Origin of the sequence: Geomicrobium sp. JCM 19037, from assembly GCF_000698105.1 — a bacterium.
Taxonomy (GTDB): domain Bacteria; phylum Bacillota; class Bacilli; order Bacillales; family Marinococcaceae; genus Geomicrobium_A.
On sequence record NZ_BAWZ01000035.1, the window covers coordinates 15,355 to 28,157 of the forward strand.

General features: G+C 43.4%; 16 protein-coding genes. 8 read left to right on the forward strand and 8 right to left on the reverse strand.

Translation table 11 applies throughout. The features are described 5' to 3' along the window. Positions 1 to 88 precede the first annotated feature (88 nt). The 4 genes from JCM19037_RS27585 to JCM19037_RS17070 all read right to left on the reverse strand — a co-directional run bounded on the left by JCM19037_RS27585 (position 89) and on the right by JCM19037_RS17070 (position 2,218). Positions 89 to 565, reverse strand: coding sequence for a serine hydrolase (locus JCM19037_RS27585; protein WP_052363988.1), 477 nt, complete (start codon positions 563 to 565; stop codon positions 89 to 91). Next, on the reverse strand, positions 544 to 912 hold the full coding sequence (locus JCM19037_RS28725; RefSeq protein WP_052363989.1) for a serine hydrolase: 369 nt from the start codon (positions 910 to 912) through the stop codon (positions 544 to 546). The genes JCM19037_RS27585 and JCM19037_RS28725 overlap by 22 nt, the downstream gene beginning before the upstream one ends. 88 nt (positions 913 to 1,000) lie before the next feature. Next, a complete protein-coding gene (locus tag JCM19037_RS28735) occupies positions 1,001 to 1,300 on the reverse strand; it encodes a serine hydrolase (protein WP_052363990.1) in 300 nt (99 codons plus the stop codon). 21 nt (positions 1,301 to 1,321) lie between these two features. Beyond that, positions 1,322 to 2,218, reverse strand: a complete 897-nt coding sequence (locus tag JCM19037_RS17070; protein ID WP_042403257.1) for a serine hydrolase — start codon at positions 2,216 to 2,218, stop codon at positions 1,322 to 1,324. 75 nt (positions 2,219 to 2,293) lie between these two features. On the opposite strand from JCM19037_RS17070, the gene JCM19037_RS23290 reads away from it, so the two are divergent. Together JCM19037_RS23290 and JCM19037_RS23295 are read left to right on the forward strand one after the other, a co-directional pair. Continuing rightward, complete coding sequence (locus tag JCM19037_RS23290; RefSeq protein WP_052363991.1) at positions 2,294 to 2,842, forward strand: alpha/beta fold hydrolase; 549 nt, start codon at positions 2,294 to 2,296, stop codon at positions 2,840 to 2,842. Next, positions 2,839 to 3,177 carry an alpha/beta fold hydrolase gene (locus JCM19037_RS23295; protein WP_052363992.1) on the forward strand — a complete coding sequence of 113 codons (339 nt, stop codon included), beginning with the start codon at positions 2,839 to 2,841 and terminating at the stop codon, positions 3,175 to 3,177. The genes JCM19037_RS23290 and JCM19037_RS23295 overlap by 4 nt, the downstream gene beginning before the upstream one ends. A gap of 74 nt (positions 3,178 to 3,251) precedes the next feature. Here the strand turns inward: JCM19037_RS23295 and JCM19037_RS17080 are convergent, their stop codons facing one another. Then, a complete protein-coding gene (locus JCM19037_RS17080) occupies positions 3,252 to 3,902 on the reverse strand; it encodes a hypothetical protein (protein WP_042403259.1) in 651 nt (216 codons plus the stop codon). Positions 3,903 to 3,933: 31 nt separating this feature from the next. Here JCM19037_RS17080 and JCM19037_RS17085 point away from each other — a divergent pair, with 31 nt between their 5' ends. Beyond that, positions 3,934 to 4,707, forward strand: a complete 774-nt coding sequence (locus JCM19037_RS17085) for a class I SAM-dependent methyltransferase (RefSeq protein WP_042403262.1) — start codon at positions 3,934 to 3,936, stop codon at positions 4,705 to 4,707. A 259-nt stretch (positions 4,708 to 4,966) separates the two neighbouring features. Here the strand turns inward: JCM19037_RS17085 and JCM19037_RS17090 are convergent, their stop codons facing one another. From JCM19037_RS17090 to JCM19037_RS17100, 3 genes are all read right to left on the reverse strand, one after another. Beyond that, complete coding sequence (locus tag JCM19037_RS17090; protein ID WP_042403264.1) at positions 4,967 to 5,848, reverse strand: fumarylacetoacetate hydrolase family protein; 882 nt, start codon at positions 5,846 to 5,848, stop codon at positions 4,967 to 4,969. A gap of 28 nt (positions 5,849 to 5,876) precedes the next feature. Continuing rightward, a complete protein-coding gene (locus JCM19037_RS17095) occupies positions 5,877 to 6,638 on the reverse strand; it encodes an SDR family NAD(P)-dependent oxidoreductase (RefSeq protein ID WP_042403266.1) in 762 nt (253 codons plus the stop codon). 86 nt (positions 6,639 to 6,724) lie between these two features. Beyond that, positions 6,725 to 7,567: an AraC family transcriptional regulator gene (locus tag JCM19037_RS17100; RefSeq protein WP_042403268.1), complete on the reverse strand. Its 843-nt coding sequence runs from the start codon at positions 7,565 to 7,567 to the stop codon at positions 6,725 to 6,727. A gap of 133 nt (positions 7,568 to 7,700) precedes the next feature. On the opposite strand from JCM19037_RS17100, the gene JCM19037_RS17105 reads away from it, so the two are divergent. From JCM19037_RS17105 to gucD, 5 genes are read left to right on the forward strand one after another with little or no spacing between them, the layout of a single operon-like run. Continuing rightward, positions 7,701 to 8,711: a C4-dicarboxylate TRAP transporter substrate-binding protein gene (locus tag JCM19037_RS17105; protein WP_042403270.1), complete on the forward strand. Its 1,011-nt coding sequence runs from the start codon at positions 7,701 to 7,703 to the stop codon at positions 8,709 to 8,711. A 2-nt stretch (positions 8,712 to 8,713) separates the two neighbouring features. Further along, positions 8,714 to 9,226 (forward strand): TRAP transporter small permease, encoded by a 513-nt coding sequence (locus JCM19037_RS17110; protein ID WP_042403271.1) that lies wholly within the window; start codon positions 8,714 to 8,716, stop codon positions 9,224 to 9,226. After that, complete coding sequence (locus tag JCM19037_RS17115) at positions 9,204 to 10,487, forward strand: TRAP transporter large permease (RefSeq protein WP_042403273.1); 1,284 nt, start codon at positions 9,204 to 9,206, stop codon at positions 10,485 to 10,487. Before JCM19037_RS17110 ends, JCM19037_RS17115 begins: the two co-directional genes overlap by 23 nt. A gap of 22 nt (positions 10,488 to 10,509) precedes the next feature. After that, positions 10,510 to 11,394 (forward strand): fumarylacetoacetate hydrolase family protein, encoded by an 885-nt coding sequence (locus JCM19037_RS17120; RefSeq protein ID WP_042403275.1) that lies wholly within the window; start codon positions 10,510 to 10,512, stop codon positions 11,392 to 11,394. A gap of 1 nt (position 11,395) precedes the next feature. After that, positions 11,396 to 12,802 (forward strand): alpha-ketoglutaric semialdehyde dehydrogenase GucD, encoded by a 1,407-nt coding sequence (gene gucD / locus JCM19037_RS17125; RefSeq protein ID WP_042403277.1) that lies wholly within the window; start codon positions 11,396 to 11,398, stop codon positions 12,800 to 12,802. The last annotated feature ends 1 nt before the right edge of the window (position 12,803 follow it).

Here is a 12,803-nt window from a genome sequence, read left to right on the forward strand (position 1 = left end):
GAATTGCAGCAGGTGTTCATCTCCTTGAAGCTGGATCGTTAATGCTCGTGGGCTAACGGAACGGGTTTCAAATTCATGGTCTTGAATCTCAATATACAGGTCGTCGTCTTTCTCGTAGGCGTGGACGACTTGACCTTCGTTCGACTCGTACGTACCGACGATCGCTTGCCGGTCCGCGTGCGTAAGCGAATATCGGGATATTGAATGGCCTGGCTTCTGGTTCGATGCCGAGCTCACTTTGTACGGCGCCGTTTAACAGAACTTCTGCAGGGGCACCGGCGATGTTCGTTAAACAGACGGCGCTCATGGCTTTATCTGGAAGAACAGCAAAATGAGCGGAAACGCCTTTAATTCCACCGCCGTGATCAATGCGAGTCGTCCCGAAAAAGTCAGGAGTGATCACCACGCCGTATCCGTAGTAGATGCCAGGTTCGATTTGAATATGAGGGGTGCACATCGCCTGGATTCGTTCAGGGGAGAGTAGTCCTTGATGTGGGTCTAAGAAAAACTCACCGTAGCGAATCATATCTCGAGCAGTGGACTTTACATACCCAGCTGACCACATGGAATAAGCATCCCACCAGCTGGAGACGCTTCAATCTCAGGATTGTCAGCAGTAGGATCGGCAGAGTACAGGAGCGTCGCTGTGTGCTCATTCAGGTATTTCGGGTCAAAGAATGTAGCGTTCATTTCTAGTGGAGAGAAAAGGTACTCCTCCATATAATCGGCATAAACTTGACCTGACACCCGCTCAATGATGATGCCTAACAGTGCGTAACCATCGTTTGAATAACTGAATACCGTTCCAGGTGTTTCAAGCATCGTGAATGATGTCGTGTTCAAGTAGTCAATGAGGTCATCATACGTCTCGATGCTTTTTTGGTTGGTATCAAGTGGAACGCCCAATTTCATTTGCAAATCAAACTTCCGTCGGCTTCCATCGACTTCTTGTTCGCATAAAAAAGTGTGTTCAGTGGGGGTATGCCTGATGTGTGCGTCATTAAGTGATGAATGGTGATCTGTTCTGCCCGGGGAAAGAGAGCTCTGGAATGTGGGTTGTCACTTTGTCTTGGACGTCGAGTCCTCCTCGTTCTTCAAGCTGTAAAATAGCGATACACGTCATGGACTTTGTAATGCTGCCGATGCCAAAGACGGTCTCTTCGGTCACGGGTAATTTGTTGGCTACATCTCGGTAGCCAAACCCTTTCTCATAGCGGTCTTTTATTGCAACTATTACACCTGGAGTTTTGTGTGTATCAATGATTGTGTTTGCAAATGATTCGTATGCAGATGCATCCATGGGTTGTTGCCTCCTTTGTTGTTATACGATTGTATCGGACGATCGGTTCAGAATAATTTGCACCGCGCGGTTGGCGATGTGTGCGATGTCGTCTTCTCCGGCTTCTGTTGAGGCGTGGCCTCTGGAAAATATGGAAATGATGAGTGTGTTATGGTCATCTATTCGAATAATGCCTGCGTCGTTAAGATGATCGGCTAATGAGCCGGTTTTATGAAGCACTTGAACGCTTTTAGGTAAGTATCTAGGGATTCGTCGATTCAAATGTTGCCGACTTAAAATGTCCAGTGCGATTGATGTAGATGATGGACTAAGCAACTCTCCAGCGAGAAGACGTTCATAGATTTGGTTCATTTCATTTGGTGTCGTAGTGTTCGTTTCTGTATGTGTTTGAAACACGCGATTATTCGGATCAAATTGTTCCGAGGAAAGGCGTTTGTGAAGCTCAGTTGCGTATGACTGAGAATAAGGCTTTGGTGTAAGGCCGACAGAATGGGCGAGCAGGTCAGAGGTTGTCACGTCCATCGTCGTGCGGGTAAACCCCCAATCTGTTAAGTCTTTTTGCACAGTTTCAAGACCGATGATTTTCAGGATCTTATCGGTGGCAAGATTGTCACTAACAATAATCATGAGCACAGCAAGGTCTTTGAACGTCGGGGCTAGTCCAGGTGAGAGTTCTTTAAGGATCCCTGAACCATACACTTCGTCTTCTTGTGTGAGTGTGACGCGTGCCGTGAGGTCAATCTCTCCCCGATCGACTTTCTTTAATAACGAAAGTAAAATTGGGACTTTAAACACGCTCGCTTGTTGGAAAGGATCGTCACCACGCGCAGAGAAGTGTTCCCCGCTTTCCACGTGTGTAACGCTCACCCCGAACACAGCATTCTTTTCTTCAATAAAGGATTGCATCGTTTGCCACATATACTTCACTCCCGAAGCTTGGTACACTCATTATATATTCAAAATTTTCTACAATCAATAAAGTGAGGGGATTGTGTGTACGCAGAATTGAATGGCACGCGCTTATTTTTTGATGTGGATGGGGCGCAGTTTGATGTGGTTGATGGGGAATTAGTGGAGAAACCGGTTTGTTTTGTAGTGCATGGCGGTCCTGGTGGGAATCATGTGGCATTTAAACCGTACTTGGATTCGTTGAAGCCTTACATGCAACTGATTTATATTGATCAGCGAGGATCGGGGTTTTCAGATTCGAGTGATCCTGCTACGTATACGATGGAGCAAAACGTGGAGGACCTTGAATCGCTACGTCAGTATCTAGGGCTTGGGAAAGTGTGGATTTTTGGTCATTCGTATGGTGGGATGGTTGCGCAAGGATATGCTACGCAATATGAACAGCATTTGGACGGGTTATTCCTTATTACGACTGCGGGTCACGGTAATTTTATGCAAATGGCAAAGGAAATTGTTGACGATCGTGGAAGTAAAGAGCACACCGCGTATTGCAACAAGTTGTGGGCAGGGGAGCTGAATACCGATGAGGACTTGCAACGTTTTTATGAATTGATGGGCCGTGGTATTCAATGAAGTCTGCTGAAAAAAGGCCCGTAACTTATCGTTCTAAAGAAGCGTTGAACCGTGGATTTGGTGGATTTTTGCGGGATATGGACTATATCGAGGCGTTAAAGGACGTTCGGGTGCCAGCGCTCATCATTGCGGGTCAGCATGACTGGATTACACCTCCGGCAGCCAACGAAGAAATTGCAAAGGCCATGCCAAATGGTGAGTATCGGCTGTTTGAAAACAGCAGTCATAAAGTGATGGTTGATGAGCCAGAGCGCTTTCATTATGAAATGGTTAGCTTTTTGGAGCGACATGGGCAAGTGCGGGCCGCTCAGTCGTCGGTTGCTGAAGAACGATGACGGTGGGCATTTTCACCAACAGGTAGTACTCTCATAAGTTACGTTCTTTGAGGGAGGCTCGTCGCCTCCTTCTTTTACTTACGCCAAGAGATATGCTGTTCAGAAGTGAGTAGGTCCGCCCTATCATCTGAATAAAAGACGAGCTGAAAACTTTCAGTTTCTCGTTGCATAAGAGTGACCCCGAGAGCCCCTTCAATGCTCGTTAGAAAATATGAATCGCCGTCAATATTTTTATAATAATTTGCATTTATGGTATAGTCTTTGTTTGTAAAGTGAGCATCTGTATGCAATGGGACATGATGTTGATTGCCTGAAGGGGTTGTATACGTTCCATAAACGAACCCGTCTTCATATTCCCAGAAATTTTGGGTATAAACCTTCAAGGTTGCTCGTCTGTTCGTTAGTGGGGTGTTTTCAAGGTCATGAAAGTGTAATTGAAATTGCAACTGGTACAAAGATTCCGTACCGTCGTTCGATTTATAAGCTTCTGCAATTGTGATGAGAGGTGTGGCTCCCCCGTCTTGTTCGTACCGAACTTCATAATCAGTGGAAATCGGTGTGTAACCATTCGTGTCTAACGGTTGTGCAGGCATTTGTGACGGCGTCGTGTTGTGTTGATAAAGCACGTCGGCGTATTGATTTGATCGGTCCCATAATCCATGTAAAGAGATAGAGACGATCGCAAGCAGTACAATAAAGATGATGATGACGAGCCGTTTAACCATCGTTTTTCATCCTCTCCGTAGGGGGTAAATCATGATCGAACAAAATCAAAAAGCGTGGGATCAAAAAGTTAAAACGGGTGCCGCGTATACACATCCAGTTTCAAGTGAAGCGATTCAGAAAGCGAAAGAGGGAGATTGGAACATTCACATTACCGTTGACCGACCAGTTCCAAAGCAGTGGTTCCCTTCCTCACTGTACAACGTCAAAATCCTCTGTCTCGCCTCAGGTGGTGGGCAACAAGGGCCAATCCTTGCCGCAGCAGGCGCAGACGTCACTGTTTTTGATCTTTCCGACAATCAGTTAGCACAAGATCGTTACGTCGCGGAGCGCGATGGTCTAATGCTCAAAACGATTCAAGGTGAGATGAGCAATCTGTCTTCTTTTACGAATGAGAGTTTTGACATTATCGTTCATCCAGTATCGAACGTGTTTGTCGAAGACATACAACCTGTTTGGCAGGAGTGTGCCCGTGTGCTGAAAAAAGGAGGGACGCTGATCGCTGGATTTACACACCCGTTTTTATATGTGTTTGATGATGAGGAAGAAGAGCGGGGAAGGCTCAAGGTACGGCATTCGGTCCCGACAAATTCCATTGCGCACCTTTCAGAAGTCGAGAAGAACCGCTGGTTAGAACAAAATAACACGGTTGAATACGCACATACACTTGAAGATCAACTGCAAGGGCAGATTGATGCCGGCTTCTCCATTATTGGTTTCTATGAGGATGATTTTGGTGGCACTCGGCTCATTGATCAACATATTAAGAGCTTTGCAGCGACCCGGGCGGTAAAAAATGGTGTATAAGGGAATTATACACGAGTGAGTGGGAAGGATGTTTAAAATGGATGCGATAGCAAGTAAAAAGCACCATAAATAATTACGAGCTCCTGACTACGTTCGGGGGCTCGTAATTATTTATGTGAATTAATTGTTTAACAAAAAAATCGGTTTACACAACGTCAACGATTGTATCATCGAGTTGTGATGTGAGAGGAGGGAGATCATCACTCCCTCCTACTCGATGAATTGAAATTTTATGCTATAGAGCGGTGGGACTGTCCCACTAGATGAAGCGCGTTGTGCAGGAACCAAGCTTCTCTATGCTTACGGTGACGGTATCACCTGGCTTCAAGTATTCTCGTTGTGCTTCCGGCAGTCCCATCGCCACACCTTCGGGAGTTCCAGTTAAGATGATGTCACCTGGTTTTAAGGTGAAATGCTTTGAGATGTAACTAATGATTTCTTTACATGTAAAAATCATATCTGATGTGTTGGAGTTTTGGCGAATCTCACCGTTTACTGTAGTTGTTAGTGCCAACTGTTGTGGGTCGGGTACTTCATCTTTTGTAACTAAGTACGGACCGATTGGATTAAAATCGTCTAGTGTCTTACCGAGCAACCATTGTGGTGTGCGTAGTTGCAAGTCTCTTGCTGACAGGTCATTTGCAGTCGCATACCCGAGCACGTAATCAAGTGCGTCGTCTTCAGACACGTCACTCGCCGTTTTGCCGATGACAATCGCAAGCTCCACTTCGTAATCCAACTCATTCGTCACATTGGGAACGACAACGTCATGGTTATGGCCCGTGAGGGTATTATTAAATTTATTAAATAGAATCGGTACTTCAGGATATGGAGAACTTGTCTCATCTGCATGTTTGCGGTAATTTAATCCGACGCAAATAATCTTTTCAGGTTGAGGTATAACTGGACCAAATGTAACATCCGATTCAGCTATATTAGATGAGCTTGTCTTTGAAAGCGTCGTTACAAAATCTTGAAACGCATGTTTCGTATCGTCGTCTGCTTCAATATAGTCCATCATTGACGTTGGCAAATCTGTGCGTTGTTCGTTTGCTAACGTTTGAGTTACGTCGAATACGGATTCATTGATACAAACGCCAAGATGCGGTACTCCGTTTGTTTGTAAGTTGGCGAGTTTCATAGATCTTCATCTCCTATACTAGTAATGTTTACGCATCCTTACCAAAGACGACGCCGCCATCTACATAAAGTGGCGAGCCCATCATAAATCTTGCGTCATCTGATGCAAGAAAAAGTGCAGCATCTGCGACATCTTCAGGTTTTCCTAAATCACCTGACAATTGCCGAGTTTTGATCTTAGCAATCGCTTTGTCTGGATCAACGGCTCGTGATAAGTAATCCTCCACAAAGGGTGTCATAATCGTGCCGGGTAGAATTGCATTGACACGAATGTTGTATTTGGCGTAGTCCACTTGCATTTGTTTCGTTAAAGATAGAACAGCACCTTTTGATGTCGCGTAAGATGCTCGTTCTCCAAGGCCAATTTCTGCGATGCAAGAAGACATATTAATAACTACGCCCGAGAGTGCGTTCATCATGTATGGAATGACTGATTTTGATGGTAAGAATACACCTTTGACATTGATGTTCATCACACGGTCCCAGTCAAATTCGTCAACTTCATGCAACCGACCAACGCCGCTAACTCCAGCATTGTTAAACAAAACATCGATCCGTCCATATTTCTGAATGACCTGTTCGACCATGTCATGTACAGAGCTTGCGTCAGACGTGTCGGTCTCGATAAACAGGTGATCTCCTTTGAGGGCATCTGCCGTTTGTTTGCCTTTCTCGCAGTCAATGTCTGCAATCACAACCGTTGCGCCTTCAGTTGCAAAGCGTTCAGCGGTCCGTTGACCAATACCTGAACCGCCGCCGGTAATAATGGCAATTTTCTGACGTAAACGCATACAAATTCCTCCTCATTGTTCATGATGTGCCTACTTTAGCACATCAAAATAGAGAATAGAATTGCGTAATCTAACGAAAAGATACCTTAAATTAAGCTCATTTTGCGGTAGGCGGAGGGAGTATTTCCGGTCGTGGCTCGAAACGTTCGAAAGAAATGGGGCATGCTCTTATAGCCACACTGCTCAGCAATGTCTTGTACGCTGTAAGACGTATTTCGAAGTAATTCTTTCGCCTTTATCATTCGTTTTGATTTAACAAAATCGCTAAATGTTAATCCGATGGTCGTCTTAAATCGCTTGCTAAAATAAGCTGGATGCACACATGCAGCTGATGCGAGCTGTGTAAGTTCAATCTCTTCATTTAGATGATTATTAATGTAGTGAAGGCTGTGATGAATCCAATCTGGCATACCTGCGGTCTCATTTGGTGTCGTATGACAATGCCGGGTTAGAAAAATCACAATTGATTGGATGAGGATGAGCGACATTTCGCCAGTGAAACGATCCGATTTGGAAGTCTCGTACTTGAGTTTATTTAAGAGTTCTAGAAATTCACTCTGCTTTTCTTCGCTCAGATGGTAGCGATGTTTTCTTTGTAACTTTGAAGATGAAAATAATTCAGCGAGCACATCACTGTTTCCAGTAAGGATTGATGGACAAAAGAACAAGGCAGAACTCGTGAAAAGAGAGCCATCAGCTGGTTGAGTACAGTGAATTACATTACTTGGGATAATCACAATGTCTCCAGGTTCTAAGTCATAAAATAGATCATCAATAAAAAATCGGCTCTTTCCTTTATGGACGAAAAATACTTCATGCCATTCATGTAAGTGATGTGGAAGTTCCTCATACTTTGTTTTTGTATGGTGGAAAGCCATGTGAAATGGAACAACGTTGAATTCATCAAATTCTTTCACAATCGCATCCATAAAAGCCCCTCCCTTCATAGATTAAGATACGCAAGTTTTTCACCACAAATCGCAATATCATTGCGTAATGATTTCATGATAGCATAAATAAAACATATTGAAAGCGTTTTCTTATGAAGGGGGATTAATTGAAATGAGAAGAGGGGTCGTCAGTGTCTTAGGTGCTATGCTCCTTGTCAGTTCAGGTTGTTCCTTAAGTACATCCGCAGCAATCGAGCAAGATGTTCATACGATTAACATTGCTTACGGAAATCAACCAGGTGAACCGCTAGACCAGCAAGCACGTAAATGGGCAGAGCTTGCTGAAGAAGAGAGTGACGGTCGTTTGATTTTGAATGTCTATCCAAGTTCTCAACTTGGAGGTGAGAGCGACATGATTGAACTTGCGATGAGAGGCAACAATGTGATTGTGTTTACGGCTTACGATTTTCTTATGGATTATGTACCTGATCTAGGAATTCTAGCAGCCCCTTATTTGGCCGAAGAGTTTGAAGATCTTCTTTATTTAACAACGACGGATTGGTACAAAGATTTAGAGAATGACATGAATGAAATGGGACTCGCACTGTTAGGAAAAGAAACGATCTATGGTGAGCGCCATCTAATGACGAAAACACCCGTCACGACACCAGAAGACTTGCAAGGTATGAAAATACGAGTGCCGAACAACAATCTTTATATTCGTGCATTTCAGGCACTTGGAGCCTCACCAACTCCTTTACCCTTGGGTGATTTGTATGCATCCCTTCAGCAAGGTGTAATCGATGGTGCAGAGAATCCATTGCCTGTTTTGCAAGGGACAAGAACCAATGAAGTGACGAATCATCTAACATTAACGGGACATATGAAGGTGATGAGCATTTGGGTAACAGGTACCGGCATGATGGATGAGTTGCCTGAAGATTTAGAACAAATTCTTTCGGAAACGAGTGAAGAGGCGGCAAGGTATACGCATGCTATTACAGAACAAGAAGAGCAAGAAGCGCTCGAAACATTTAAAAATGAAGGCATGACCGTTCATGAGGTTGACCAAGAGTTGTTCCGAGAAACGGTTGAACCTTTTTATGATTCAATGCCTGCCTGGTCACCTGGTTTATATGAACATGTATTGGAACTAATGGAAGAGCGGCCAAAGGAGGAGTGAAAATGAAGATAAGAAGCATGTTTGAAAAGATAGATGATGTTATCGCAACCGCTGCTCTAAGTTTAATCATCGTTATTATTGCTTCCAATGTCTTCTTTCGTTTTGTATTGTCTCAACCATTAACATGGAGCGAAGAGGTTTCACTTGCGTTGTTCGTATGGCTCACGTTTATCGGCGTAAGTGCAGTAATGAAGCGTAATGAACATGTAGGTATTGATTATTTTATTAGAAAGCTTCCTAAAGAATGGTTTCAATTCATTCAGTGGGTACGATGGGGTGTTCTTACGCTAGTAACATCAGTGGTGTTTATCTATTGGGGATTTCTCCTCATGATTAATACGCATTGGAAAGTAACGCCTGTACTTGGCATTGACTTCAAATTGATTTATGTAGCGATACCTTTAGGGGGTGTGCTTGCACTTTACCACTTACTTACGGTTGCTATAAAACGTGACAAATCTTGGTTTATGCAAGAGGAAGGGGCTGTTCAAGATGACGATTCTTCTCATCGTTAGTCTTATCCTTTTGTTAATTGTATTAAATGTTCCAGTAGCATATGCGATGCTCGGAGGTTCACTCGTTTACTTCTTAACGAACGATAGTTTTATGAATGAGACATTAACGCAACGAATGATTAGTGGGGTTGAATCATTTCCATTGCTAGGCATTGTGTTTTTTATTACAGCAGGTGTGTTGATGAATTATACAGGCATCACTCGCCGGATGTTAACCTTTGCCAAACTAGTCACGGGTCATCTTACTGGTGGACTTGCAAAAGTAAATGTCATGATGAGCGTGTTAATGGGCGGTTTATCTGGATCTAATGTTGCTGACGCTGCCATGCAGTCGAAAATTCTCGTACCTGAGATGGTGAAGAAAGGGTATGCACCAGGGTTTTCTGCAGCACTAACAGCGACGAGCTCATTAATTACACCGATATTGCCACCAGGAATTGCCTTAATCTTATATGGATATGTCGGAAATGTCTCGATTGGTGATTTATTTATTGCTGGAATCATTCCAGGGTTATTGCTCGCCGTATTACTATTAATTTATGTACATTTTGCTGCGAGAAAACGTGGGTTTGAGCAAGTCAAGGAAGAACGACCAAATTTCATCGATGTACTGATCGCTTCTAAGGACGCACTGCTCGCGTTGCTTTTGCCAATTATTATTGTTGGCGGCATTCGATTAGGCGCTTTTAGCCCAACCGAGGCGGGCGCAATTGCTGTCGTTTACGCATTACTAATCGGCTTCTTTGTTTACCGAGAGATGACATTTAGAGATTTATGGCTCGCTTTAAAAGAATCAATCCAAATTATTGCTACAGTCATGATTATTATTGCTGCAGGAACCGCTTTCGGTTGGATTTTGACGTTGGAACAAGTTCCTCAAGCGTTAACATCAAGTATAACAAGCTTAATTGAGCACCCGATTTTGTTTTTACTTATTATCTTTGTCTTTTTACTTATTGTAGGCATGTTTATTGAAGGAAATGTGATGCTCATTATTTTAACACCAATTTTTATACCGATGCTTGATATGTATGGAATTGACCCTGTTCATTTCGGAATATTCTTCATTCTATGTTTGAGTATTGGTACCATTACGCCTCCAATTGGAACCATCATGTTTACTACAGCTGCGATTACAAAAGTAAAAATTGAAGTGTTTATCAAAGAAGTAATCCCGTTTTGGCTACTGCTCATCGTTTTAGCGCTTGTGATTATTTTTATTCCAGCCATTTCACTGTGGTTGCCGGCACTACTTTCTTAAACTAAAAAAAGGAGTGAAGAAAATGAGAATTATACGCTTTTTGGAGAAACAGACCGTTCATGTAGCTGTTGTAGATGGTGAAACGATAAAACTCGCGCCATATGATACGGTGCGCCAGCTGTTAGACATAAGCGGGGGTTCATCTATTTGGATTCGTGAAAAGATGGCGAGTTGGGAAGAAATTCAAGATGAACTTGAGCAACTAGATTTACTCATACCATTTGAGCTTTCAGAGGTGTGGGCAGCTGGTGTCACGTATCAACGTAGTCGTGAAGCTCGTAACTATGAAGCGACGGGTGGCATGGGGAATCAGGCAACATTTTACGATAAAGTATACGATGCGAAGCGCCCAGAAATATTCTTTAAAGCGACTCCTGGAAGAACTGTTGGACCTGGTAAAGCAGTTGCATTGCGTACAGATAGTACGTGGCAAATTCCAGAACCTGAGCTCGGACTTGTTATGAATCGTGAAGGCTTACTGATTGGCTATACGATTGGAAACGATATGAGTTGTCGAGATATTGAAGGAGAAAATCCTTTGTATCTTCCTCAAGCAAAAGTGTGGAAGCGTTCTTGTGCCATTGGACCAACGTTACTTCTAGCAGATAGCGTTACGGATATTAGCGACTTTACGATTCATTGCAAAATAACCCGCAATGGCGTCGTGCTATTTAATGATTCTGCAAGTCTTAAGCAATTAAAACGAACACCTGAAGAACTGATTTCTTATCTACTACAAGACAATGAAATTGAAGATTTTACCGTTCTCTTAACGGGGACATGTGTCGTTCCTGATAACGATTTTACTCTTCAAGAAGAGGATCAAATTGACATTGATATTACAAAGATTGGAACGTTATCAAATAAGGTAAATAGCCATCAAAGAACAAACAAGGAGCTGGTTTAAGATGACACAAATGAAAACAAAAACAACATTCCAAAGTATAAACCCTGCTAGACCAACTGAGATCGTTGGGCATGTCGAAGATGTATCCATCGAAATGCTTGAGAACATCATTGCACGTTCAAAGCGAGCACAACCTGGATGGGCGAAGCTTCCTGCACCAGAGCGAGGAATGTATCTACATCGAGCGGCTGACGAACTGCAAATTCAATTAGAAGAAATAGCTACGACGATGACAAAAGAGATGGGCAAAACATTAGCAGAAGCAAAAGGGGAAACGGCACGCGGTATTGCAATTTTACGCTACTTTGCCGGTGAAGGCATGAGAGAAATCGGTCAGGTTATTCCGTCAACCGATGCGGATGCGTTAATGTATACGACCCGTTGTCCACTTGGCGTCGTTGGCGTCATAACCCCATGGAACTTCCCGGTGGCGATCCCACTATGGAAGATTGCTCCGGCACTCGCCTATGGCAATACAGTGATATTAAAACCAGCAGAAGAAGCCTCTGTTACGGCCCAAAAGGTAATCGCTTGTTTTGAAGCTGCGCAATTTCCTGAAGGTGTTGTCAACATAGCAACGGGAAAAGGAGCAGAAATCGGTAAAGCACTCGTCGATCATGCTTATGTGTCTGCAATAACTTTTACAGGCTCTAATACAGTAGGGAAACAAATTGGTCAATCAGCACTTGAGCGTGGTGCGAAGTACCAGCTAGAAATGGGGGGTAAAAATCCTGTAATTGTAACAAAAGATGCCGATTTGGAAGTCGCTGTAGAAGCAACAATTAGTGGTGGTCTCAAATCAACGGGACAAAAGTGTACAGCGACAAGTCGCGTTATTGTGGAAGATGATGTGTATGATTCGTTTAAAGATAAACTTCTTCATGCCATCGGGGAAATCACGGTGGGAGATGGCATGCACGAAAGTACGTGGATGGGGCCGCTCGCGACGAAAACGCAATTTGATCGAGTGTTACAAGCCATTGAAAATGGAAAAAAAGAAGGTGCCACATTACTTGCCGGTGGAAATCGTGTTTCTTCCTTAGAGGGGTATTTTGTTGAGCCGACCGTTTTTGAACATGTCGATCATTCAATGTCCCTTGCTCAAGAAGAGATTTTCGGGCCTGTTTTAGCTCTCTTTCGTGTATCCAGCTTAAAAGAAGCGGTAGAACTTGCGAATGATTCCAATTATGGATTGAGTGCTTCGATTTTTACGACAAACATTCAAGAAATGCTTGCGTTTACAACCGATATGCAAGCAGGGTTAGTTCGTGTCAACGCAGAAAGTGCAGGTGTTGAATTGCAAGCGCCATTTGGAGGTATGAAAAGTTCCAGCTCCCATTCAAGAGAGCAAGGTCGTGCAGCGATTGAGTTTTTTACATCTGTGAAAACGGTTTTCGTGAAAGGGTGAT